Source organism: Mesorhizobium sp. B2-4-15 (assembly GCF_006658505.1).
In the GTDB taxonomy this organism is placed as follows: domain Bacteria; phylum Pseudomonadota; class Alphaproteobacteria; order Rhizobiales; family Rhizobiaceae; genus Mesorhizobium.
Window position 1 is genome coordinate 1 of sequence record NZ_VFUZ01000041.1, and the last position, 22760, is coordinate 22760.

20 protein-coding genes and 1 pseudogene are annotated in these 22760 nt (G+C 61.4%); 5 read left to right on the plus strand and 16 right to left on the minus strand.

Annotation, left to right across the window (positions count from 1 at the left end; genetic code table 11):
- Window positions 1-15: 15 nt before the first annotated feature.
- Window positions 16-1188, minus strand: a complete 1173-nt coding sequence (locus FJ930_RS28660) for a glycosyltransferase (protein WP_246677083.1) — start codon at window positions 1186-1188, stop codon at window positions 16-18.
- A gap of 2 nt (window positions 1189-1190) precedes the next feature.
- Window positions 1191-2225 carry a glycosyltransferase family A protein gene (locus tag FJ930_RS28665; RefSeq protein ID WP_246677084.1) on the minus strand — a complete coding sequence of 345 codons (1035 nt, stop codon included), beginning with the start codon at window positions 2223-2225 and terminating at the stop codon, window positions 1191-1193.
- 244 nt (window positions 2226-2469) lie between these two features.
- Between FJ930_RS28665 and FJ930_RS28670 the strand changes: the two are divergent.
- Window positions 2470-3259, plus strand: a pseudogene (locus FJ930_RS28670) (IS1595 family transposase); the annotation flags it as partial.
- Between the two features lie 53 nt (window positions 3260-3312).
- Here the strand turns inward: FJ930_RS28670 and FJ930_RS28675 are convergent.
- The 6 genes from FJ930_RS28675 to paoA form a co-directional block, all read right to left on the minus strand.
- Entirely contained in the window at window positions 3313-3675 is a 363-nt protein-coding gene (locus FJ930_RS28675) for a hypothetical protein (protein ID WP_141840997.1), read from the minus strand.
- A 185-nt stretch (window positions 3676-3860) separates the two neighbouring features.
- Complete coding sequence (locus FJ930_RS28680) at window positions 3861-4652, minus strand: DUF1828 domain-containing protein (RefSeq protein WP_141840998.1); 792 nt, start codon at window positions 4650-4652, stop codon at window positions 3861-3863.
- Window positions 4643-5164, minus strand: a complete 522-nt coding sequence (locus FJ930_RS28685) for a hypothetical protein (protein ID WP_141840999.1) — start codon at window positions 5162-5164, stop codon at window positions 4643-4645. The genes FJ930_RS28680 and FJ930_RS28685 overlap by 10 nt, the downstream gene beginning before the upstream one ends.
- Before the next feature lie 330 nt (window positions 5165-5494).
- A complete protein-coding gene (locus FJ930_RS28690) occupies window positions 5495-7657 on the minus strand; it encodes a xanthine dehydrogenase family protein molybdopterin-binding subunit (protein WP_141841000.1) in 2163 nt (720 codons plus the stop codon).
- Entirely contained in the window at window positions 7654-8625 is a 972-nt protein-coding gene (locus tag FJ930_RS28695; RefSeq protein WP_141841001.1) for a xanthine dehydrogenase family protein subunit M, read from the minus strand. The genes FJ930_RS28690 and FJ930_RS28695 overlap by 4 nt, the downstream gene beginning before the upstream one ends.
- The gene (paoA, locus tag FJ930_RS28700; RefSeq protein ID WP_140747644.1) at window positions 8622-9239 is read right to left on the minus strand and encodes an aldehyde dehydrogenase iron-sulfur subunit PaoA; all 618 of its coding nucleotides are present in this window, start codon (window positions 9237-9239) and stop codon (window positions 8622-8624) included. The genes FJ930_RS28695 and paoA overlap by 4 nt, the downstream gene beginning before the upstream one ends.
- A 232-nt stretch (window positions 9240-9471) precedes the next feature.
- Here paoA and FJ930_RS28705 point away from each other — a divergent pair, with 232 nt between their 5' ends.
- Entirely contained in the window at window positions 9472-10083 is a 612-nt protein-coding gene (locus FJ930_RS28705; protein WP_140747647.1) for a TetR/AcrR family transcriptional regulator, read from the plus strand.
- Between the two features lie 58 nt (window positions 10084-10141).
- On the plus strand, window positions 10142-10693 hold the full coding sequence (locus tag FJ930_RS28710) for a flavin reductase family protein (RefSeq protein WP_140747650.1): 552 nt from the start codon (window positions 10142-10144) through the stop codon (window positions 10691-10693).
- 189 nt (window positions 10694-10882) lie between these two features.
- Here FJ930_RS28710 and FJ930_RS28715 read toward each other — a convergent pair whose 3' ends face one another.
- From FJ930_RS28715 to FJ930_RS28745, 6 genes are all read right to left on the minus strand, one after another.
- Window positions 10883-12202 (minus strand): HlyD family type I secretion periplasmic adaptor subunit, encoded by a 1320-nt coding sequence (locus FJ930_RS28715; protein ID WP_141841002.1) that lies wholly within the window; start codon window positions 12200-12202, stop codon window positions 10883-10885.
- Window positions 12203-12205: 3 nt separating this feature from the next.
- Window positions 12206-13954, minus strand: a complete 1749-nt coding sequence (locus FJ930_RS28720; RefSeq protein WP_141841003.1) for a type I secretion system permease/ATPase — start codon at window positions 13952-13954, stop codon at window positions 12206-12208.
- Between the two features lie 46 nt (window positions 13955-14000).
- Window positions 14001-15467, minus strand: coding sequence for a family 16 glycosylhydrolase (locus tag FJ930_RS28725; RefSeq protein WP_141841004.1), 1467 nt, complete (start codon window positions 15465-15467; stop codon window positions 14001-14003).
- 387 nt (window positions 15468-15854) lie between these two features.
- Window positions 15855-16649, minus strand: a complete 795-nt coding sequence (locus FJ930_RS28730; protein WP_246677085.1) for an HdeD family acid-resistance protein — start codon at window positions 16647-16649, stop codon at window positions 15855-15857.
- Window positions 16650-16847: 198 nt separating this feature from the next.
- A complete protein-coding gene (locus FJ930_RS28735; protein WP_141841005.1) occupies window positions 16848-17153 on the minus strand; it encodes a preprotein translocase subunit YajC in 306 nt (101 codons plus the stop codon).
- Between the two features lie 763 nt (window positions 17154-17916).
- On the minus strand, window positions 17917-18921 hold the full coding sequence (locus tag FJ930_RS28745; RefSeq protein WP_141841007.1) for a L,D-transpeptidase: 1005 nt from the start codon (window positions 18919-18921) through the stop codon (window positions 17917-17919).
- Between the two features lie 450 nt (window positions 18922-19371).
- On the opposite strand from FJ930_RS28745, the gene FJ930_RS28750 reads away from it, so the two are divergent.
- Window positions 19372-20367, plus strand: a complete 996-nt coding sequence (locus tag FJ930_RS28750) for a YihY/virulence factor BrkB family protein (RefSeq protein WP_141841008.1) — start codon at window positions 19372-19374, stop codon at window positions 20365-20367.
- Window positions 20368-20632: 265 nt separating this feature from the next.
- Here FJ930_RS28750 and FJ930_RS28755 read toward each other — a convergent pair whose 3' ends face one another.
- Entirely contained in the window at window positions 20633-21100 is a 468-nt protein-coding gene (locus FJ930_RS28755; RefSeq protein WP_141841022.1) for a phasin, read from the minus strand.
- 305 nt (window positions 21101-21405) lie between these two features.
- Between FJ930_RS28755 and FJ930_RS28760 the strand changes: the two genes are divergently transcribed.
- Window positions 21406-22317 carry a hypothetical protein gene (locus FJ930_RS28760; protein ID WP_141841023.1) on the plus strand — a complete coding sequence of 304 codons (912 nt, stop codon included), beginning with the start codon at window positions 21406-21408 and terminating at the stop codon, window positions 22315-22317.
- Window positions 22318-22349: 32 nt separating this feature from the next.
- On the opposite strand, the gene FJ930_RS30870 is transcribed toward FJ930_RS28760, so the two are convergent.
- Window positions 22350-22670 carry a DUF2905 domain-containing protein gene (locus FJ930_RS30870; protein ID WP_348642767.1) on the minus strand — a complete coding sequence of 107 codons (321 nt, stop codon included), beginning with the start codon at window positions 22668-22670 and terminating at the stop codon, window positions 22350-22352.
- Between the last annotated feature and the right edge of the window lie 90 nt (window positions 22671-22760).

Consider the following 22760-nt stretch of genomic DNA (forward strand, 5'->3'; position numbering starts at 1 on the left):
ATGCGCCACGCCGTCTTACCCGCGCCTGGTTCGGAGGTAGAACAGGAGCCCCGATACATAGCCGGCGATTTCCTGCCAAAGGAAACGATCCTCAGGGACCCTGCGTCCAAGCAGCCTCCTGCGAACCCTGCCGAGATACCAAAGCGGCTTCCATTTGAACGCCTGTCTCAAATTCGCCTTGACGCCAGTCCGTTCATGCTGGACGAGCAAAGCGGCTGAGTGACCGCGCATGTAGAAGTAGATTTGCTTGGCCAAGCCTTCCATCGTCCGCCTGTGGAAGTGGAACGCGACGGAGGTGGGCTGGTAGCGGCAGTCATATCCATTGGCAAGCAGCCGATACCAATATTCGGAGTCTCCAGAACATCCGGCCTGACCGACGTCGAGACGCTCATCAAACAGCCCGGCGTGGTCAAACACGTCCCGCCGGAACGCCATGCTGGCGCCAGCTCCAACTTTCCAGGCAGGGAATACCTCGTGCTTGCTGGCGGCAAAATCGGCCGCGAGGAAAATCCGAGGTGTATAGCCTTGCCCGAAACTCCAGAATGTCTCGAAATAACGCTGCGCTTCGGTGGCAATCTCGGCGGGCAGCACAAGACCCGTCACCGCGCCGATCGAAGGTCTGTCAAAAGCCGTGACCAGCCGCTCAAGCCATTGCGGATGAAGCAGAACGTCATCGTCCGTGTAGGCAACGATCTCGGAGGATGCACGCTCAGCTCCTCGATTTCGGGCAATATCCAAGCCGGGTCGGTCCTCGCGGACATAGATTGCGCCGGCAGCGAGCGCTACCTCGCGCGTTTCGCCGCCTGCCGACGCGTTGTCGACCACAATGACCTCCGCGGGCGGAAGGGTTTGCAGAGGGAGCGAGGAGAGGCAGCGCCGCAACTCTTTCGGCCTGTTACGCGTACAGATGATCACGCTGGCGCTCGGCAGGTCCAGAACCGGCGGAGCCGGGCTTGAGTCTTGAGCGACCGCAATTGGGGCAATGCGGCACTCCCCGTCGCTCGCCCTGAGCAAATGCCCGACCGGCAGCCCGCCGCGCCACAAGACGATCATGCCGGCATCGCAGTCCTCAGGAGCACCTTGGATGTCCAGATCCACGTGACGGACACCTGCGCAGCCGTCCACGCCAAACATCTCCCGCAGTTCTGCCTCCAGCACATTTACGTGCCCGTTTGAAGTGGATGACATTTTCACCAGCTCATTTCGCTATAAAGAGGCCGAAATTCGGCGTCCTTGTTTAGCATCCGTTTTACTCGAAGCTTGATCCAGCGAGGAACCAGCCTGGCCCGGCAATATGCGTCTACCATGTCAGGCAGACCTGAAATCGCGGTGCGTGGGTCCAGGAAGACTGCCTTCTTCAGCAGGTCGTAGGCCGCGAAAAACCGTCCCTCAATCAACGCTCTTGTGGCAAGCCAATGGATCATGTCGCCCAGATGGGCATCGAGATCGCCCCCGAATTGCGGATATTTTTCACGAAACTCGGCAAGGACAATTTCGCAGGAACGAAGCATCTGCATGACATCGCTCGACATGTTGACGTTCGTCATTCGGTAACCCACAAGATGCTGAGGCACGACACGGAACTCGTAACTTTCCGCTATTCTGAGGCACATCAGAAGATCCTCGCAGCCTTGTGCGCTCTTGGCCCGCAAGGTCGAATCGAATTGCCCCGCTTGCTCGAATGCGGAACGACGTACAAGCATCGAACTTCCATTGCCGACAAAATTTTGTCTGCACATGCGCTGGAGCACGTGACCTTGGGCGTCGGGGTGATTACGCAGCGAGAATACCCGATCGTCCTCGTCGATATGCGCAAACCAACAATATGCAAGGCCTGTTGAAGAGCCACCTTCCAGCAAGGCGCGCAATTGCAACGCTATCTTGGATGGGGCCCAAAGATCATCCGCATCGACAAACGCTAGAAATTCCGCGTCGGTAGAAGCCGCGCCGCGATTGCGAGCGTGCGCAACACCGCCATTAGACTGCCTTATGAGGCGTATACGCCGATCTTTGTCGGCACAGGAGGCCACGATTGATGCGGACCCGTCCGTCGATCCATCGTCGACCACGATAATGTCCAGTGCCTGGTAGTTCTGGCGGCAGATGCTGGTCAGGGTGGAGCGAATGGTTCGCTCCGCGTTGAACATCGGCACCACGACGCCTACTGTGGCATTGTCCTTGACCATGGGGGACTTCGTTTTCTCCGCAAGGTGGTGGAAGTTCATGCAGGCACGCCGTCAGTACCGCTCTCATCAAAGATCGGGGCGAATTCGCGGCAAAAGACGCTTTTCTATTAGTTTTTACTAAATAAGCCGGCAGACCAGCAGCTCCGGTAGGCCTGGCAGGTCCACCCATAATGATCTTCTGCCGTGGGCGGCTTCAGTTATGCGAAGCGGCAGACGGAATGGAGTTCGTTCCGGTTCGCCTTTCGGGTCGGACCGACCGCCTTCCTTCGGAATGATGCCTGAGCAATGCCGCGAACAGTTTACCGTTACTGTCGGCACTGTGTTCGAGCGTTCCAAGATCGCCTTGAACAAGTGGCTTCTAGCGACGTTCCTCATGGCCTCGTCCAAGAAAGGCATGTCTGCCCATCAGCTGCACCGTAGGCTTGGCGTTACCTACAAGACCGCGTGGTTCATGCCTCACCGCATTCGCGAAGCCATGCAGAAGGCGTGAAGTCCGCTGGCCCGCTGGGCGGCGAAGGCAAGACGAAACCTACATCGGACGCGTCGACCGAGATTACCTTTCGCCGCAGCGCAAGGGCCAGCCGCGCTTGAAGCGCAAGATGAAGCCGAAGCGTACCGTTATCGGCCTTGTCGAGCGTGGCGGCAAAGCCCGCATGGTTCACGTCCAGCACGCCACCAAGGCCGTTGTGCGCGATGTCCTAGTTCGCAATGCCGACCGCAATTCGACGCTCTACACCGACCAGTCCAAGCTCTGTACCGTGACGGGTGAGGAATACGCCTCACACAAGACCACCAATCACTCCGCTGGCGAATACGTCCGCTATGAAGACGGCGCTGCAATCCATTCCGATACGATTGAGAACGTGTTCTCGGTCGTCAAGCGCGGCATGGTCGGCGTGTATCAGCATTGCGGCGAAGCCCATCTTCACCGCTACCTTGCCGAATTTGATTTCCGTTACAGTCGCCGCACGGCGCTAAAGGTCACTGACATCGAGCGCCGCGACCAGTTGCTTGCAATGGTTCAAGGCAAGCGCCTTATCTATCGGCGGATTAACGAAATCGGTCTCGCCTAAGCAGAAGGCGAAGCGCCTCCTAAATCTTTGAAAAAAGAAGTAAACCCTCATCTTCAAGCAATCAGGGAAATAGTATTGCCTGCACTGCAAAAACAAACCGAAAACCCGCTGCCAAACAGCAGAAAAGTGACACGGAACACAGGACGGCAATACCCCGGATTCTGACAAAATTTGTTTTTGGCGCGTGTGGCGGGAGAAATTGAGGCTTGGTTTATTGCCGCCAAAAGCCCCATGTACTGGCCAATCTCAGTTGGCGATGCAGACTCCCAATTTACATGAAGCCGATCGGCCAAAGGAGTAGTTAAGGCAATTTGCTGCAGGCGCTCAGGGATTATAGACGGGCCTTTTTCCTGAGCCTGAGCAGCGGCGCCAACAAAGACCGAGAACAAGATTGAGATTGCGGTCGCGCGAAACATTTCTTCCCCTCCACAAGCGACCGCACCTTGTGCTGCCGTTCACCGCAGTGTCAACGACGAGGGGGGACTTCGCGCTTGTCCCTTTTATTGATGCCGGCTCTTCTTTGGGGAGAGGTCTCTTATTATCGTGGGGCTTCGGCGGCGTCTTCAGCATCCGCTTAAGCGTCTCGTTGAAGCGCTCCGTATCAGTGGACGGCTTCGTTGCCGACGACGACACGTGCGATTCGTTGGATCGTGTCACTAGGGCCGCTCCTATATCGCGGGGCCGCATCAAGGCGGTTGTCCGCTTGTAGACGAACTTTCTGGCTCACAGAAGTTTCGGTTTCCAAGACCGCAATTACCGACAATGGCAGATGTCGTTCGCTGTCCGCGATAACTCGCAAAAGCATCGCCTGCCATAGCTTGGAATCATTGGTCGCGATGAACAGAGCGACAGGATCGCGGTTCGCGGGATAGAAAACCATGTCCGGCGTCACATCTGACAGATCGGGGGAAACTGGCTGCCCCTCGACAAAGCGTATATGGCGCTTGTCCATTTCTTCCCTGATCGCAGCCTTAACGTCATCTTCGAACGCGTTCTTTACGCGCTCGACCGTCAGAAGGATAAGATCATTCAGGCGAAGAAGCAGTGCTGAGAATTCAAGGATGGCCTTTGGCAAATCGGCTTCTGAAACGCCGTCCTTGAAAATCTCGCCCATTTCCTCATCATAGGCTGCGCCATGCTGTTCCAGAATTTGCGCAAGCGCCTCTCTGCGGCTTGCGGCGTCCATCGTGGCGCCTTCGCATTCCAGGAATGCAATCGTGAGGGCATTGTCGACAAGGCGGTACACGCCAGCCTTGGGACCAAGCGCATATATGCCAATTAGGTCTCCGGAAACGAAGTTTTTATAGGGCGTGCAAATAGCCACGCCGCCGCTAAAGGCAGTGACTTGGACGTTCTCGCAGAACGCCCTGCATATTTGTTCCTTCAGGCCCATGGCATCGCGTCTATCACGAATATATCGGGTTGCTGGTCTATGCCGACAAGGCTGCACGCAATCGCCGTAGCGACGATATCACCCATAGCATGACCATCGTTAAGCATTTTCATGTGGCGATGGTAGGACTTTGGATCGGGAATACGCTTTGTTCCTGACGGCTTTACGATGCCTACTGACAAGTTGTCGGTGTCACCGCAAACGGTATGCACATGCCAGCCGCCATGGGTCTGGTGAAACTCCCACCTCGCCAAAACGCGCAAATCCCCACCGACTTCCTCGCCTAGCGTCGCGATAAACTCTGGAACAAGTGTGTGATACGCGACTAGCACCCTGTAACTGCGCCCCTTGGTGGTAAAGCTTATAGTCTGCCACCGGTAGCGACGGGTAAGGGGATAGGCTTTCCCTCTCTTCTTACTGAGAGGGAAGTCCTTTGTTTTCAGCTTATCGTCGCTCCAGAGAGAGAATGCGACGTTTGCTTTTTTTGGTCTAATAACCCCTGTCACCCGCATGAGCGTATTCTATGCGGATTCGCGGCCTGTCACGCAATGGCCGCCCTATCGAATCGTCCGTGCTTTGTCACGTATATAATTAGGAATGTTTTATATATCATGCTGGATCGCCGCGCTATCAGATGACCTTCTTTCGATAGCCATGGTAAAGAGCGTAAACGGCGGGCCGGGGCGTTGCGCCAAACCTGCTCACCCACAGCGCCGCAACCATCATCCGGCCGATATCGGTTTGTCCGCGGCGGGCCGAGCTCCGGCCCGCCGCCGATCCGGCGCAGGATCCGCAGTCCCGCGCCTGTCGCTCCTCGTCCGGTTGCTTTGGCCGCTGAGTGGTCATGCTCCCGTCCTCATCGGCGGAAGTCCCGGCAGCAGCTTGGCCAGGGTGATCGGAAAGTCTCGGACTCGTATGCCGGTGGCGTTGAATACCGCGTTGCTGACCGCCGCTCCCGTGCCGCAGACGCCCAGTTCCCCAACGCCCTTGATGCCGAGATGGTTGGCGTGTTCGTCATAGTCGTCGAGCAGCACCGTCTCGATGGCCGGAATATCGGCGTGCACCGGCATCAGATATTCGGCGAGATCGCCGTTGACCCAATTGCCATAGCGCCGATCGACAAGGGCGGCCTCGTGCAGTGCCGAGCCGACGCCCCAGATCATGCCGCCCATCAACTGCGAGCGCGCCGTCTTGGCATTGATAATGCGGCCCGCCGCGAACACGCCGGTCATGCGCCGCAAACGGATTTCGCCGGTTGCGACATCAACAAGGACTTCCGCGAACGCCGCGCCATAGGTGTTCTGGGAATAATTCTTGAAGTTCGGATCTTCGGCTTGGCCAATAGTTTGTCCTGTGGCTTCAAGGCCTTCCGGAAACCAGCGGCCGACATCGGCGAGGATGTCGTTGGGAACGGCTCCCGGACCAGCAGCTTCGGCGATTTTGTTCCTGATCTCTTGGCAGGCGCGGTCGACCGCTATCGACAGGTTGGACGCTCCCCAGGAGCCGCCGGCGCCGGCGCCTGGCGGAAAATCCGAATGCGCCAGTTGGGCTGTCACCAGATTCACGCCGATCCCCAACGCTTCCGCCGCGATTTGGCAGGCGATGGTGTACGTGCCGGTGCCGATGTCGGGCGTGTCGGAACGCACGATCACACGGCCGTCCGGCTCGATGCGGACCATGGCGCCCGTCGGCCCCTGAAAATGCATCCGGATTCCCGCCGCCATGCCGTAGCCGACCAGATGATTTCCCTCGCGACGGCCACCCGGCGTCTTCGGCCGCTGGCTCCAGCCGAAGCGCTTGGCACCTTCGCGCAGGCAGTCCGCGAGCCGCCGCCCGTTCAGCGGCACGCCCAGCTCAGGATCGGTCGGGGTGTCGTTCTTGAGCCGCAATTCCACGGGATCGATATCGAGGGCATGGGCCAACTCATCCATTGCGGTTTCGAAGGCCAGCAAGCCCGGCAGTTCGCCGGGGCCGCGCACCGCTTCGGCCGCCTTGAGGTCGAGATTGGTGATGGAGTGCCGCGTCAGGCGGTTCGGCGCCGCATAGAGCGAGCGCGCCACTGTCGCGGCCTGCTCGACCCACGGTTCCCCTTCGGTCGCCTGAAGATTGACGTCGTGTCCGAGACCGGTGAGTTGGCCGTCCGGTGTCGCGGCCAGGCGCACGCGGTGGATCATTTCGGGCCGATGGCCGGTGAGGGTGAAGACCTGCCGGCGCGTCAAGGCGACCTTGACCGGGTGGGCCAGCTCGCGCGCGGCCAGCGCGGCGAGAACGGCCTCGGCGTGGAGATAAAGCTTGGAGCCGAACCCACCGCCGACAAAGGCCGCGTCGACGGTCACCTGATCGGCCGTCAAACCCAGCGTTTCGGCGAGGGCGGCGCGATTTGGCGCGACGGTCTGCGTCGCCAGATAGACGGTGAGATGGTTGTCGCGCCAGTCGGCGAGACAGGCATGCGGCTCCATCGGCTGCGAGAAGTGGTATGGCGTCGTGTAGGTCTGGTCGATGGTCACCGGCCCGGCCGACATCGCCGCATCGAGGTCACCGAAGCGCGTCTCGCCCGGAAGGCCGATGCTGAGGGTCGCCTGCGGCTCTGCCCGATCGGCGTGAGTGGCAAGATCGAAGGCCCCGTCTTCGCGAGCATAGGACACTTTCACAAGCGCCGCGGCGGCGCGGGCTTGTTCGAAGGTGTCCGCGACGACAAACGCGACCGGCTCCCCAAAATACTCGATCCGGTCGCTGGTCAGCTGCGGATGCGGCCGGTCGAAAATCGTAGGCTTGTTGACGAACGCCCCCTGTTTGGGAGCGTTTCGATGGGTCAGGACCAGGCGCACGCCAGGTGCCATCTCGGCTTCCGCAGTGTCGATGTGGGTGATCTTGCCCTTTCCGATCGCCGCGCCGCGGATGAAACCGTAGAACGGTTGGCCCGCGTCCTGCCGCTCGTAGGAATACACAGCGCGCCCGGTGACTTTTAGCGGGCCGTCGATACGGTTGATGCCGGGGCCGATCATCTGGAAGCTCCTTCGCGTGCGTGTTCAAGAGTAGCCGAGAGTGTCCGTCGGACGAGCGGCAGCTTGTAGGCGTTCTGTTGGGTTGGCTTGGCGCCGGCGAGCACAATGTCGGCGATCGAGTCGGGGTTGGCGTCGGTCCGCTCGGCCTGTTCCACGCGCCAAGGCTTGTGTGCGAGACCGCCGAAGGCAAGCCGGTCAACGGTGAGGCGGCCCTCCTCGATCCTGGCAATCAACGCCACCGAGACCGTGGCGAATGCGTATGACGCGCGCTCGCGGACCTTGCGATAAAGCTGCACGCCGCCGCGTGGTTTCGGCAGCGTCACCGCGGTGATCAGCTCGCCCGGCTCCAGTACGGTCTCGACATGCGGCGTATCGCCCGGCAGGCGATGGAAGTCGGCGATGGGAATGCTGCGTGTTGCCCCTCCTGGCGCCACCGCTTCCACGGCCGCGTCCAGCACCCGCATGGCGACAGCCATGTCTGAGGGATGCGTCGCGATGCAGGCTTCGCTGGCGCCGAGAATAGCGTGATTGGCGTTGAGGCCACCGATCGCGGCGCAGCCCATGCCCGGCGAGCGTTTGTTGCATGGCATATCGGTGTCGTAGAAATAGGGGCACCGTGTTCGTTGCAGCAAATTGCCGGCAGTTGTCGCCTTGTTGCGGAGCTGCCCGGAGGCGCCCGAGACAATCGCCCTGGACAGCACGCCGTAATCCCTGCGGATCCGAGGATCGGCGGCAAGATCGGTATTGCGGACAAGCGCGCCAATGCGCAGGCCGCCCTGGTCGGTTGGCTCAATCCGATCGAGGCCGATGTTGTTGACGTCGACAAGATGCGTGGGCGTTTCGATCTGGAGTTTCATCAGATCCAGCAGATTGGTGCCGCCAGCGATGAATTTTGAGCCAGGAGTACGCGCCGCCGCGGCGGCGGCCTCGGCCGCGCTGGCCGGGCGTTCGTAGGTGAAGGCTTTCATGGCCGTTCTCCTGCAACCGTGTGGATCGCTTCGATGATGTTGGGGTATGCGGCGCAGCGGCAGATGTTGCCGCTCATGCGCTCACGGATTTCCGTTTCGCTCAGCACGATTGGTGCAGCGAGATCGGCCGTGACATGGCTTGGAATGCTGGCTGCGACCTCGTTCAGCATTGCCACGGCCGAACAGATCTGCCCCGGCGTGCAGTAGCCGCACTGAAAGCCATCATGATCGACGAAAGCGGCCTGCATCGGATGCATGCGATCGGGCGTGCCCAGTCCCTCGACGGTCGTGATCGCGTCGCCCTCGTGCATGACGGCGAGGGTGAGGCAGCTGTTGATACGCTGCCCATTGACCAGGACGGTACAGGCGCCGCACTGGCCTTGGTCACAACCCTTCTTGCTTCCCGTAAGATGCAAGTGTTCGCGCAGGGCGTCGAGCAGCGTCGTGCGGGGATCAAGCTCGAGCGCGTGAATTTCGCCGTTGACCCGAAGCTCGACCGAATATGGGCCGGACGTGCCGCGGCTTTCGTTACCCGCAATGTGGGTCGGTGAATTGTCCGCAGCCGACGGACTCGGCTGTTTGCGACCGTGTGTCCGCATATGAACTGAAGCCATCTGTCATCCTCCGTTCAGGACGGTCAGACCGCAGTGCCTGCGTCATTCACCAGGATCTGCGGGGTACCGCGCTTTGCCCAGCTAGCCCATTGCAAAAGCTACGATACGTAGCGTACACTTGTCAACCGCGATATGTGGCGTACACTTATCAGGCCGATTCGAGGGTTTGCGCGGGATCAGAGACGCCAGTCTGCCGCTTGCTCTGGCCACGCGGACCGCAGGGGAAGCAACGATGCAAAGGAATGTTCGGTTGGGATCGGAGAAGGTCGCGCATCCGCGCCAGCGTGGCGCGGATGCGACGGCAGCGATTCTGCGCGCTGCGCTGGAACTGGGCGAAGAGGTGGGATTCGACGCCCTGACGATTGAAGGCATCGCGGAAAGGACTGGGGTAGCGAAGACGACCATCTACCGCCGATGGCCGAATGTCTCGGCAATCGTGATGGATGCGTTTCTCACCGAAGTGACAAAGTCGGCGCCAATCCAGGAGAAGGCGACTGCGCGCGCGAGCTTTGCAGCATCCATGAAACTGCTCGCACGGGCTTACCGCGGTAAGCAGGGCAGGATCATGCGGCCGCTGCTGGGCCGTGCGCAAACCGATGAAAGGCTGCTGGACGCCGTAAAGATGCGTTGGGTCGAGCCGCGGCGACGGATTGCCCGCGAGATCGTTCGGCGTGGCATGGCGAATGGTGAACTGAGACCCGGATTGGATCCGGATGTCGTGCTCGATGCTCTATATGGCCCGCTCTATCACCGGCTGCTCGTTCCGTATGTCAACTCCGAGATCTCCGACGCTTACATCGAGGCGATCGTTGAGACGGTATTTGGTGGTTTGACGGCACGCTGAGCCGGTGACCCCGGTGGGGCGGGATCGCGCCTTGTCCATCCACGCAAGGAGAACTCACATGAAGGAAATGCCCGCGTCCCACGCTTACCGACTGCTCGAACCTGGCCCCATCGTCCTGGTCACGACCGCTCTAAACGGCAAACCGAACGTGATGACGATGGGCTTCCACATGATGGTCCAGCACGCGCCGCCGCTGATCGGATGCGTCATCGGACCCTGGGACCATAGCTACCGGGCATTGCGCGAAACCCGCGAATGCGTGATTGCCATCCCCACGGTCGATCTTGCCCGCACGGTGGTCGATATAGGCAACTGCTCGGGCAAGGAGGTCGACAAATTCGAGAAATTCAGGCTGTCACGCCTTCCCGCCCGGGACGTGGGAGCACCCCTTATCGGCGAATGTCTCGCCAATATCGAGTGTCGAATCGTCGACGACAGCATGGTCGAGAGCTACAACCTCTTCCTTCTGGAGGCGGTCAGGATCTGGATCGATCGCGAGCGGGAAGAGCGGCGGACACTACACCACAGGGGAGACGGGTCCTTCACCGTAGACGGCGAGGTCGTCGACCTGAGCGAACGGATGGTAAAATGGCGGGATCTTCCTGCCTGACCACCAGAAGCCTTCGCGCCTCTGCTCGCCGTTGCCGCTCGTCGATTGCGCCTTCGGCGAGCTCGGAGCGCGGTTCGTCTACGAGATGGTCTCGCCCCAAACGAGATATCTCGACGCTCGGTCGAAGGCAGCGGCCGTCCGTCGCGGTCGATTTCCGAAATGGCGCCGTAGTGGCGTCCGCCGTGACGCCTACTGCTCCGTGAAGGCGCGGGCGAATGAATCGAGCATCGGCCGCGCGAGATATTCGAAGAAGGTCCGGTCGCCCGTGTTGATGAACGCCTCGACCGGTGTTCCAGGATAGAGTTGCTCGGCCCTTACGCCGGGCGGCAGGGCGTCGGCAATCTTCAGCTTGGCGCGGAAATAGGGTTCGTGCGTTGCCTGGTCGACCAGCCGGTCCGCGGAAATCTGCGTCACTGTGGCTGAAACCTCGGGCGTCAGGCGCGAGTTCAAGGCGGACAATCTGAGCTTCGCCGGCTGGCCGACGCGAACCAGGTCGACGTCTCGCGGTCGCAGCCGCGCGTCGACGATCAGGCCCGATGCGGTGGGCAGGATCTCCATGATTTTCTCGCCGGGGGCGATCACGCTGCCCTTCGAGTTGTAGGTCGACGACACCACGATGCCGGCGGTCGGCGCCTTGATCGTCGTACGCTCGAGCACCGCCTCGGCCGTCCGCGTCTGTTCCCCGATATCGGCGAGCTTGGTGCGAAGCTCATCCAGCTTGGTCAGCGCCTCTTCGACGCGCTGCGTCGTCAGGCGTTCGGTCTGCTCCTGGGCTTCGACGATCTGCGTCTTGGCCGAGGCGAGGTCCGCCTCCAAGGCCCCGGCCTGGCCGACGAGGTCGGCCTCGCTGCGCAGAAGCTGCGAATATTCGGTGCGGTTGGTGAGGCCCCTGTCGAGGAGGTTCGTCTTGATTTCGAGTTCTTTCTTAACCACGCCGGCCTGCTGCTGGATGGCTTGTTGCTGGGCGTTCAATCCCTGCAGCGACTCGCGATGCATGGCGACCCGTTGCGCGAGGATCGATTGCTCCGACCGGAACCGGGCGAGCCTGGCGGCGAACTCTTTCTGCTGCTCCCCGATCAGGGCCTCGAAGTCGTGCTGGAACGGCGTCGGCGCCGTCTCGGTGATCGGCGCCAGCCTGTCCAGTCCGTCGCGCTCGGCCTCCAGCCGCGCCGCACTTGCCCTGAGGGCGATGGACTGCCGCGTCAGCCGGTTGAGCTCGGCCTGCGCGGCTGTCTTGTCGAGCAGGACCAGATCCTGGCCCTGCCGCACGCGGTCGCCTTCATGGACCAGCAGCTTGTCCACGATGCCGCCCTCGGGATGCTGGATGAGGATGTTTCCGCCTGTCGCCGAGATTGTGCCCTGCGTGATCACGGCGCCGGACAAGGGCGCGGTCGCCGCCCAATAGCCGAAGCAGCCGACCAGCAGCGCTATCGCCGCATAGCCGGTGAGCGCGACGCGCCGGAAGTTGGTGCGGGGCTGGCCTTCCCAGGCAAGGCTTTGCGTGGTCATCGTCTACGATCCGAAGCGGGCGTTATGCGTGCGGATCATCGTGGCGAACGAGCCGGTCACCGCCGTGTTCGCCGGCGCGGGAGAGCCCTTGGCGGCGACCGGTGGCTTAAGCACGTCGCCGTGCGGGCCGAAGGCCTCGATCACGCCGCCGCGCAGCAGCATCACGCGGTCGCAGGCCATGGCGATCGAAGGCCGGTGCGTGATCACGATGGTCGTGACGCCGGCCTCGCGCGCCGCCGCGAGCATCGCCTGGAGGGCGGCTTCGCCGGTGCCGTCGAGATGGGCGCTGGGCTCGTCCAGCAAAAGGAACCGCGGATTGCCGTAAAGAGCGCGCGCCAGGCCGATCCGCTGGCGCTCGCCGCCCGACAGCGTCCGGTCCGACGGACCGATCCTGGTCTGGTAGCTGTCCGGCTGCGCCAGGATCATCTCGTGCGCCTCGGCGCGCTTGGCTGCCTCGACGATCGAGACGTCGTCCGCGTCAGGCTCGAAGCGGGCGACATTGTCCGCGATCGATCCGGGGAAGAGCTCCACCTCCTGCGCGAGATAGCCGATATGCCTTCCGAGCTGATTTTCATCCCATGTCCTGAGGTCGGCGCCGTCGATCCTGACGAAGCCGCTGGTCGGCTGCGCGGCGCCGACGAGCAACCGCGCCAGCGTCGATTTGCCGGCGCCGCTCGGGCCCACGATGGCCACCGCTTCGCCGGCGCCAATGCGGAAGTTCAGCCGCTTGATGATGGGCGCGGTCCCGGGCCGGGCATTCGGCGCGACGAAGATCAGGTCCTCCACCGAAATCGCGCCCGACGGGTCCGGCAGGGTCAGCTTGCGGGTCTGTGCCGGATGCTCGACAAGCGCTTTTTCCAGGCGCTGCCACGCTCGCCTGGCCTCGACGATCTGCCGCCATGACCCGATCAACTGGTCGAGCGGCTGCAATGCGCGCGCCGACACCAGCGAGGACGCGAAGATCATGCCGGCGGTCATCTTGCCTCCCAGCACCAGCCACGCGCCGGCGCCCAGTATCGCAAGCTGCAGCATCATGCGCAGCGCCCGAGAAATTCCGCTGAAGATCGCATTGGCGCTCGAAGAGCGGTCGTGCAGGGTGAGCGCTTCCCCGACATGCCGTCCCCACACCCCTGCGGCGTTCCTGACCATGCCCATGGCGCGCAGCGTTTCGGCATTGCGGGTGAAGGCCTGTTCCGACTGGCTGGCCAGAGCCGAGCGTTCCGTGGACAAGGCATCGTTGCGGCCAATGGCGAGCTGGTTCGCCATGACCAGCACGAAGAGCACCACCGCGCCGGCGAGCGTCAGCCAGAACAGGACCGGATGGATGAGGTAGATAAGCGCGAGGAAGAGGGGGGCGAAGGGCAGGTCGAACAACACCGCCACGCCGCGTGACCTGATGAAGGAGCAGACCGAGGCAAGGTCGCGCAGCGGCGACAGGCTTGCGCCTGCATATCCAGCGCTGAGCGAGGCGGCGAACGTCCTTGCCCCCAGCCTCCTGTCGACGGTCGCCGCGACGCGCTGCGTGTAGATGGCGCGGATCGCGTCCAGGAAACCGAGGAAGGCAAGCGCCAGGACCGCGATGGCCGACAGATAGATGAGCGTCTCAACGCTGGAGGAGGGCAGGACGCGGTCATAGACTTGCAGCAGGTAGAGCGGGATGACCAACAGCAGGATGTTGATGAGCAGCGAGAAGAGCCCGACATCGGCGACGACGCGACGGAAAACAGGCCGCAAACCCGACTGTCCAGTCATTCCCGCACTCCCTGTCGAACCCACGGCATGGGGCTGGCCACACGCTTCAGGCCGAATGCTCGCCCGCCATGCCCAAATGGTGTGTGCTGGTCGCCGTGTGGCTGGCCAATTCGAGAGCGTGGCTTGTCGTGTCGTTCAGTGTGTAGGCTCGGATGTAGTCGATCTTCATCTCGGCCGGCGTGGCGAGATGATCCGGCGGCGCGCCGGCGGCGCCGCCGATCGCGAGATTGGCCAGCATGTACATGGGGCTGTGCATGTCGGCCGGCGTGGCTGCCTTGGCGACCTCCATGCCGTCATACGTCCAGACAAGCTCATCGGGAGTCCAAAGCACGCCATAGGTGTGGAAGCCTCCCGTATCCATGACGTTCACCGTGGACGAAACCTGCGTGTGCTGGCCCGTGGCATTCGAATGCGCCGTCATATAGAGCGTGTTCGGATCCTGGCCGCGCGCTTCCATGGCATCCAGCTCCGGAGGCCACGAGCCGTTTTCGGGAAGAAGCCAGAAGGCCGGCCAGGCCCCAGCCGTATGGGGCAGTTCGGCCCGCATTTCGAAATAGCCATAAGTCTGGGAGAAGGATTCGTGCGTCGTCAGCAGGCCGGATGTGTATTCGTAGTTGTTGATGAGGGGCTTGATGTCGGCTGGCGCCTGCGCCGCCGTGATGGTGAGAACTCCGTCCTGCACGCTGAACGGATGCACCGAGCTGGTCGAGGCGTAATTGGTGTTGATGTACCATTGCAGCTCGCTGTTGCCGGTCAGGGTACTTCCATTCGGTTGGCCCCACCAGAAATTGGAATTCCAGGTGCCGCTATGGCCGTTCCAGAGGCTGAGCGAGTTGAAGTCGTCGTTGAAGGACAGCGTCATGGCGGACTTGTCGATCGGCAGTTCGAACTGGCTGGGCTGCAGCTTGTCGATGGTCGTGTTCTTGAACTCGAGGATCTCGCCGGATCCGAGGTTCAGCACAACATTCGGTCCCGCCTGGATCATGTTGGAGTGGATGGCATTGAACGAAGTGAAGCCGTAGCCATCGAGGCGGACGGTATCGTTCGCGGCGAAATTGACGATCAGATCGCTTCCATTGCCCTTCGAGACGATAAAAGTGTCGCCGCCGCCACCACCATCGATCAGGACATCATTCCCCCGGCCGCCGTCCAGCGTCTGGCCGCCGGCCGTGGCGGTGATGATGTTGTCCAGCGCATTGCCGAACGCATAGTTGTTGGCGTGGGTAACAACGAGGTTCTCGACATTGTCCGGCAGCGTGTAGCTCATCCAGGTGCTGATCGTGTCAACGCCCGCCCCGCCGGACTCGACCACCTTGTTGCCCGCCCCATAGAGGTAATAGATGTCGTCGCCCGCGCCGCCATACATGGTGACGTTGGCGCCGCCGGCGCCCCAGATGGAGTCGTTACCGGCGGTGCCGTATAGCACCGGCCCGACCCCGGCCGCCGAAAACCAATGGTTGGAGGCGCCGCTATAGGGGAGAGGGACACCTAGCGCGTTGACGACGAAGCTCATCGGACAATCCTTCCTCGTGGTGCCTGGCCCGCCCCGCCGCTCGATGCAAGTTCAAGCGACCACTTCAAACAAACCTGTAACTCATCCTATCGTTCCAAGGAATAAGTAAATAGTACAGGAGAAAAATATCTTATCTTTCCGTCGAGGCTCCGCGTGAATGGAATAAGCGACGGCTAATGCAATTATGCCGTGAGGCTTCGCCAATTTTACTTAACTTTACTTAATATTGCGAGGTTTTCTGCAGGAAAACTATGCAACCTGCCGTAGATGGATGCACTTGTTGCAGCCGGGTCTTCTGATCCAAGCGGAAGGTCCGAAATCGGCTGGGTTGCCGCGGCGCCGCATGCCTGGAAGGCGGACGTCGGCTCGAGAGGTCCGTATCGTCGTTCAACTCTTCCGAATCCGCCAAGCGAGGTAAGCAGTCGCCGCGCCCACGCTGATCAGCTCTATCCCCAACAGCAGCCCAATCAGCCACATGGCCGTCAGGGGAATCCTGATCCACACTATCAGGGAAAGAAGGATCCCAATCAGTCCACTCCCCAGGACCCAGCCCCAGTTGGGGAAGGGACGGATGGTGAGGGCGAAAACCACCTTCGAGATGCCCTCGATCATGAAGAAGACGATTAGCAGCAAGGTGATGGTCAGCAGGCCGTTTCCAGGATGGCGCAGAAAAAGCAGACCAATCATCACGGCAAGGATGACGGAGATGAGTTGTAACCAGAAATGAGGCACCTGGCCCGCGCCGACCAGGCTTATGCCTTGCAGGGCTCCGCTGATGATCAGCAGCCACCCGAGCAGGACCACCACGGCAACCGACGAGATCATAGGAAAGATCACGGCTAGAATTCCGGCCGTGACCAGCAACACGCCCTCTACCAGATACCAGAGCGAGTACCGCTTGACAGTCTGCCGCATGGCCTCGCGAAAGATCTCCGCGGCAGCATCCAACGAGTTCGACCCGGCCCGCCTCCAAAAAACGTCTGTATCTATGGTAGCCTCAAGCCGGTCCGCATGCGCTTTTGCAATTTTCAGCAGAGTTGCCGCCGTTTCCTGGGCTGTCCATCCGCGCGCTTGCGACGCTGCGACCAGTTCCTCGAAAGCGGGCTCTAACGCGACCTCACAGTTGACTTCCCGACCGGGGCTGTTCTCTCGCAGGATTGGCAGTTCAACCTTCGGGGACATGCAAAGGAAGTGCATCGCGGACGAAAGGTTCCGAGGCACCTCGACAGTTGATCGGATTCTGAAAAGGGGCCGGCTCATTGGCCAGCGTGGCGTCGCCCGCGGTGATCGAGCGCGGTCCTCCGCGCCTGAAATGGGTGTTCCGTTTTACGGTGCCCGCCTCGCATTCCCAGAGGCTTTTCCAACTTTCTGCCTCGCACCTCAGCCCGCTGAGGTTCGGCGGTGCTTCCTCAGCCTCGTGATCGCGGACTTGTCAACGGTAACCACGCCGCCGCAGTCGATCCGCACGGTGAGCTTATTGGCTTCGCGATCAATGCGGATGACGTCCCCAACAAGCACAACCTTGTCTCCGGCGCGGGTTTTGGGCGGCGGGTCGATCGCATAAGGATGGCCATACGATGGAATGCCGGCTATGGCGCGTCCGCTGGGGAGAATGCCTATGACGGTACTCGTCAGCGCGACTTCGTCACCGATCTCATATTCCTCAGGCGTGTCGGTTTGGAGCATGGTTTTTCCTCCCGATGCTTTTCCCAATAATGTCGGCAAATTAAGTTGGTTGCCTGAAATCGCTTTTGTACGGTTCCGCACAGACCGGGGTCTTCGAGGCACGGGCTCCGCAGCGTCAACGGACAGGGTGCAGCGCCTTGCCGCCCCTTGCGGACGCGTTCGCATGGAAACGGCGGACTGGGTCCGCCATCGGATTCAGTCAATGGAGTTGCGCAGGTTCGTGCGTTCCAGATCAGCGATGCGATCCTATCCGCTGTAACGACAACCACGCGTCATTTGCGCGCCCAGCTGCCAACGCTGCTCCGGTCAGTCGTCGGGCTCGAATGTCTTTGCGACGTCGTCGATCTTACGCCAGTCATTGCCGTGGCGCCGCAAAACATCCCGAGCTTGCTTGGGTGACAGGTTCGTCGTGGCGGTAAGGTGCTGGACCTCCGCGTCCTCGCCTTTCAGGGGTCGGGTGCGAGGTTGCGCATTGTCGTCAGGTGGCGGTGGCGCTTCCACCGATCGTTCTTTTTTTCGCAACGTAGACACTCCTTTAGTCCAATTAATCGGCGAACAAGGAAAAGGTTGCGGATGACGGTCCGCCCCAGGTCTCTCGACGTGACCCGAGACAATCCGCAAACACCTGTCGCGCCAAAAGAAGGCAACTCGGCAGATCCAGCCCGGACGCGCTGACCGGGATCGGGTCGTGATAACCGTCGCGGAAGCCGCCGAGTTTCTGCCGCGAAACTGGCCCGCACGCACCGGCCTCAGGAACGCAAGGCTAGTGAGACCCTTCGCCGCCAGCGTCCGCCAACCCCTCCGTGAAGCTGACCTTGGTCCCCTGCTGGACCATGGAGCCGAGGTCTTCCGCATCCCAGTTGGTCAGCCGGATGCAGCCGTGCGAGAAGGTTGTGCCGATCTTGCCCGGTTCGGGCGTGCCGTGAATACCATAGCTTTCGATGGAGAGGTCGATCCAGATCGATCCCACGGGATTGTTCGGCCCGGCAGCGATGGTGAACGGCCGCTTGGTCTTGACACCCTTGAAAGCAAAATGCGGATCATAATGATAGGTGGGGTTGTGAACCACGCGTTTGACTTCCGCCATGCCGCTTGGTGCAGGTTTCTCCTCGCTCCCGATCGAGGCAGGGTAGACCGCGAGCCATTTGCCCGAAGGATCGAGCACGCGCACCAGACGAGCGCCTTTGTCGACCTCGACGCTCGCGACGGCGGCGGGAGGGCCGTCCCGGCCAACATCCGGCACCACCAACATTGTGCCGGCCTTCCTGAAGCCGATGCCCGGATTGAGCCTCCTCAGCAATTGTTCGCTGATATGGAAGCGCTCCGCCAGCTTCTCCACCGCGTTGCGATAGCCGAGCCTCGGCAGACGGGCCATCTTCTCCATACGGTTCGGAATGCGCTTGGTGAAGGGCCCGCGCACGTCCTTGCGCGTCACCTCATAGGTTACCAGCACGGGATTGGCGGAGGTTGCCATGAGTTTGTCCCAGGTTTCCTGAGTGAGCTTGCCATCCGACGGGAGTCCGCTCGCCGTTTGAAAGGCCCCGACTGCCTTGACGAAGTTTTCTGAAATGCGGCCGTCGATCAGGCCCGGCGAGAAACGGGCCCGGTCCAGAAGGATTTGCGCCTTCAGCACGGCCGGATCAACGTCTTTTGGCTCGCCGGCGGCGAACTGGGCTTGATTGACGGTGGTCATATCCAGCTTGGCCGCCCGCGCCACGCTGCAGGCGAGGGCGAATACAGCGAAGACGACAAGAAGGAGCCGGATCATCGATGTCACTCTTGGACCGCAACAGGAACCTGCTTCTATGACGCGGGTGCAGGCCCTCTGGTTCCCCTCGCGGGCAACTTCGTCGTCGGAGCTCCCCGGATGGGATTTTCCGCGCCGTCTGGCCGGCCGGCTGTTCTCCGCCGGAGATGGCGATGCCGGCGGCGCCGCGAACGCCCGCCGCAGGCTTGCCGACTGGCCCACCCGATGAAGCTCGGTCCGGCCGGGGAACAAGCGGAACCCGACCGCCCCACCAGTTGTTAGAAGCCGTGTGAGCGCGACGAGCCATGACCAACTCGATACCGACAGGGATAGTTAGGCCGAGGTCCGCAAGTCGCCTGGCGCTCGCTGAAGCTGTCGCGAGACGGCGCCGGGTGATCCCGCCCATAGGGACGGAACTCAATGATGCTCGTGCGCGATAGCACGGCCGATATCGGCGGCAGGTGAGAAAAGATGCCAGGCTGGGTCCGTGAAGGCTGGGTTCTGCTGAGCGAGAGCGTCAGCGGCTTCGTCAACGACAAGGCGCTGAGCCATGGCGCAGCGATGGCCTTTTACGCCGCCACCTCGCTGGCGCCGATCCTGCTCATCGTGGTGGCGATCGCCGGTCTGGTATTTGGCCACGATGCCGCCCAACTCGCGCTGTCGGCCCAGATATCGGGCGTGATGGGAGCGCAGACTGCCGACCTCCTGCGGGCGACGATCGAAACAGCGTCGCACAAATCTTCCGGCACGCTGGCCACTATCCTCGGGCTGGTGACGCTCTTCGTCACCGCATCAGGCGTCTTCGGTGAAATGCAGCTCTCACTGAACGAGATCTGGAAGGTCGAGCCCAAGGGCGTCTCGCTTTCGCGGCTGGTGCGGGCACGGGCGGCAAGCCTCGGCCTCGTCGCTGCCCTTGGCTTCATGCTTCTGGTGTCGCTGGCGGCGAGCACGGCGGTCTCGGCGCTTGGCGAGTTCATCAACGCCCGCCTGCCGTTCGGCGCGCTGATCGTCAGCGCCATCAACACCGTCGTTTCCTTTGTCCTGATCGCCTTGCTGTTTGCGGCAATCTACAAGGTGCTGCCGGACAGAACGCTCAAATGGCGTGACGTTGCCATCGGCTCGGTCGTGACCACGCTCCTGTTCACCGTCGGCAAGTCGCTGATCGGCTGGTACATCGGCACAAGCGCCATAGCCACGTCATACGGAGCAGCCGGCGCGCTGCTGGTCGTGCTGCTCTGGGTCTATTATTCGGCGCAGATATTCCTGTTCGGCGCCGAGATAACGCGGGCCTACTCGGTCAGGCGCGGAAGCCGGCCGGACCTCGCGCCGGTGGTCGCGGCTGACTCCGGCAGGGACCTCGCGCGGCGCGGCTGCGGCGCGTCTGAAACCGAAGTCGTGGCGTGGATGGTCTTGAGTAGCCTCATCACCGCGCTGGTCTCGCAATTCTGGCGGGGGAGGCGCAGCTGAGAGCGGCTGCAAGGTCGGCTGGCGGCGGCGTAACTGCCGTCGAAGCGCGTTGGACGATTTCCATGTAGGCCCTCGAGACACTGGAATGCCTGCGTTTGCCGTGGCCCGCCACGGTGCACGATCCCTAGGCAATTCCAAATGCCTTCATACGCGTCGCTTCAGGGCCGGCACAGATGTTTGCCTCGAGCAAACTTGCCAGATGGCGGCGCTCGACGCGGCCATCTGGATCGTTGACAAGGCAGGCTGGCCGCCTCCCGTACGGAGGTCAGGCGACCTTGAGATCCTTGAGCGCCTTCTCGAAGGCATCTTTGACCGGTCTGGAAACGTCGGTTGCCGCCTTGGTGGTGAGCGCCTGGAATTCCTTGGCTTGCTCGACACCCATTTCGACGCGTTTGCGCAGGAAGGCAGTCTGCAACTCAAAAATTTCCGACAGCGACTTGGCACGGACCAGAGTCTCGAGGTGCGAGAAGTCAGCCTCGGCATTGACACGCAGTGCGGCAATCACCTTGAGCGACAGCTCGTTGCCGGCCGATTTCGCGGTTTCGGCGGTCGACTCGAGCGCCTTCTGGGCGTCTTCAGTGCCCGACTGGAATTTGGCGAGAGCTTCTTTCGATTGCTCGACGCCCTTTTCGGCGACCGCGCGGAGCTGATCAGTAGCCTTGCCGGGGTCGAATGACGGAGATTCGACGGTTTCGGTGAGCTTGTCGGCGGTCTTGTCGGCGGTCTTGGACATTTCCTTATTCCTCTTGGTTGACGATGGTTGTCTTGCCGCCCGGGCATATTGAGGCAGATATGTGACAGTCTTGTGTGCGATGCAGCATTTATGTTGCGGCGCATTATTTTCGACCACTGCAAGGCTTGGTTCGCGCGGGAGAGGGCGATTGAACGGCATACCTGTTCAGCGTGTCATCCAACGGGCGCCAGGTGGTGAAGCGTGGCCAGCGCAATGGGGCGTCCCGGCTGGCTGCCATGGAGCACGATGAACTGTCGAGCGTCGTGACGCGTTTCATACCGAGCGAACAGCGGTGGAAGCAACTCATGGAGGATTTCAAGCGACGACGTGTGAACAAGGGAGCGGAAACGCCCGGCGCTTTCGCGGCATTTCCCTATGACCGGATGGCTGTCGAGCGGTTTCGACAGGCCTTTCCCCGGGCGAGGTGGAATGATGAACGCCGGAGCTGGTTTATCCCAGGCAAGACCGGAGCTCGCCGGTTCGACCGCTGGCTCGCGCATGAAGCCGAATTTGTGGATAGATATGGCGATCTGAAGGGTCGAGATGCCTATGCCTTTGACCCGATTACGAGCCCGTACCTGGAAGTCGGCGAAGATATTCAAATCCGAACGCCTTATTCCAAGACCATTGTCGAACAGTTGCGGGCAATCCCGTGGGCACGCTGGGACGAAGACCTGCGGCTCTGGCATGTGCCGTTCAGTTCCTATGACGAGTTACGGCGTCGTTGGCACGAGATCGAGGCGGCGGCTCGACGAAATGAACCGGAGGAGAGGAGACGGCGACGGGAGGCAAAAAGGAACTCGGAAGAGCAAAAGGCCGCCCGCTTGCGTTCCGCGGAACGCAAACGGCGTCGCTATCCCTTGCCGCCTGGGGAACTGCCGCCGCTGGGTCGGCCTGTCGCAACAGCACCGTACGGAATTGTTGTCTTTACCCACATAACAGGCGAGCTTGCCGAGCAGCCGGCTGCGTTAGCGGACTTCTATCCTCACGCGGTCCACGCAGGTTTCGATCCCATATGTGGTATCTGGCGTTCGCCGACGCTATCGGAGCTCGTCGCGACCTGGCCCGCTCGTCATGAACCCGGCCCGGCTGAATACGGGCGGGGTTGGTGGCAACCAACACTTGCCGAACTCAGAACAGCCCGTCGAAACGCGCGTTCCATGGAGCGTCGAAAGGAGAGGAGAGAACTTGGTCGAGTGCCACCGGTGGGAAGATGAATTTGTTCTCCCGCGGAAGGAGGCGGATGCAGCTACCGGTTGACCAGCCACAGAATGATCGACAGCACGATGCTGATCAGGATTCCCGTGGAGATCGGGGCATAGAATGTGAAGTTCCCACGCTCGATCACGATGTCACCAGGCAATCTGCCAAGGCCGATCCGCGACAACCAGGGCCACAACAAGCCTACGGCAACCATGATGAGACCAACGATGATCAGGGTTCGCGACATGACCGCTTCCTGCCGGGCGAAATACAAGCCGCCGGTCGAAGCGCCGAACGCGATCGACGTCGACAGCGGCATAGTTGAGGCGAAATCATCGTCGCAGGCAAGGTGGCGCGACGCGCCCATCCGCAGAATGTCGGCCCCAGCCGGCCGTGGTAAAGGCCGAGTGGGCAAAGCCCGGTCTGGCCGGGCGCTGCGACGCCTATGGTCATGCCT

Coding starts and splice junctions, on each gene's coding strand:
- FJ930_RS28660 (WP_246677083.1), bottom strand. CDS start 1,188: ATGTCATCCACTTCAAACGGGCACGTAAATGTGCTGGAGGCAGAACTG.
- FJ930_RS28665 (WP_246677084.1), bottom strand. CDS start 2,225: ATGAACTTCCACCACCTTGCGGAGAAAACGAAGTCCCCCATGGTCAAG.
- FJ930_RS28675 (WP_141840997.1), bottom strand. CDS start 3,675: ATGTTTCGCGCGACCGCAATCTCAATCTTGTTCTCGGTCTTTGTTGGC.
- FJ930_RS28680 (WP_141840998.1), bottom strand. CDS start 4,652: ATGGGCCTGAAGGAACAAATATGCAGGGCGTTCTGCGAGAACGTCCAA.
- FJ930_RS28685 (WP_141840999.1), bottom strand. CDS start 5,164: ATGCGGGTGACAGGGGTTATTAGACCAAAAAAAGCAAACGTCGCATTC.
- FJ930_RS28690 (WP_141841000.1), bottom strand. CDS start 7,657: ATGATCGGCCCCGGCATCAACCGTATCGACGGCCCGCTAAAAGTCACC.
- FJ930_RS28695 (WP_141841001.1), bottom strand. CDS start 8,625: ATGAAAGCCTTCACCTACGAACGCCCGGCCAGCGCGGCCGAGGCCGCC.
- paoA (WP_140747644.1), bottom strand. CDS start 9,239: ATGGCTTCAGTTCATATGCGGACACACGGTCGCAAACAGCCGAGTCCG.
- FJ930_RS28705 (WP_140747647.1), top strand. CDS start 9,472: ATGCAAAGGAATGTTCGGTTGGGATCGGAGAAGGTCGCGCATCCGCGC.
- FJ930_RS28710 (WP_140747650.1), top strand. CDS start 10,142: ATGAAGGAAATGCCCGCGTCCCACGCTTACCGACTGCTCGAACCTGGC.
- FJ930_RS28715 (WP_141841002.1), bottom strand. CDS start 12,202: ATGACCACGCAAAGCCTTGCCTGGGAAGGCCAGCCCCGCACCAACTTC.
- FJ930_RS28720 (WP_141841003.1), bottom strand. CDS start 13,954: ATGACTGGACAGTCGGGTTTGCGGCCTGTTTTCCGTCGCGTCGTCGCC.
- FJ930_RS28725 (WP_141841004.1), bottom strand. CDS start 15,467: ATGAGCTTCGTCGTCAACGCGCTAGGTGTCCCTCTCCCCTATAGCGGC.
- FJ930_RS28730 (WP_246677085.1), bottom strand. CDS start 16,649: ATGTCCCCGAAGGTTGAACTGCCAATCCTGCGAGAGAACAGCCCCGGT.
- FJ930_RS28735 (WP_141841005.1), bottom strand. CDS start 17,153: ATGCTCCAAACCGACACGCCTGAGGAATATGAGATCGGTGACGAAGTC.
- FJ930_RS28745 (WP_141841007.1), bottom strand. CDS start 18,921: ATGATCCGGCTCCTTCTTGTCGTCTTCGCTGTATTCGCCCTCGCCTGC.
- FJ930_RS28750 (WP_141841008.1), top strand. CDS start 19,372: ATGCCAGGCTGGGTCCGTGAAGGCTGGGTTCTGCTGAGCGAGAGCGTC.
- FJ930_RS28755 (WP_141841022.1), bottom strand. CDS start 21,100: ATGTCCAAGACCGCCGACAAGACCGCCGACAAGCTCACCGAAACCGTC.
- FJ930_RS28760 (WP_141841023.1), top strand. CDS start 21,406: ATGGAGGATTTCAAGCGACGACGTGTGAACAAGGGAGCGGAAACGCCC.
- FJ930_RS30870 (WP_348642767.1), bottom strand. CDS start 22,670: ATGGGCGCGTCGCGCCACCTTGCCTGCGACGATGATTTCGCCTCAACT.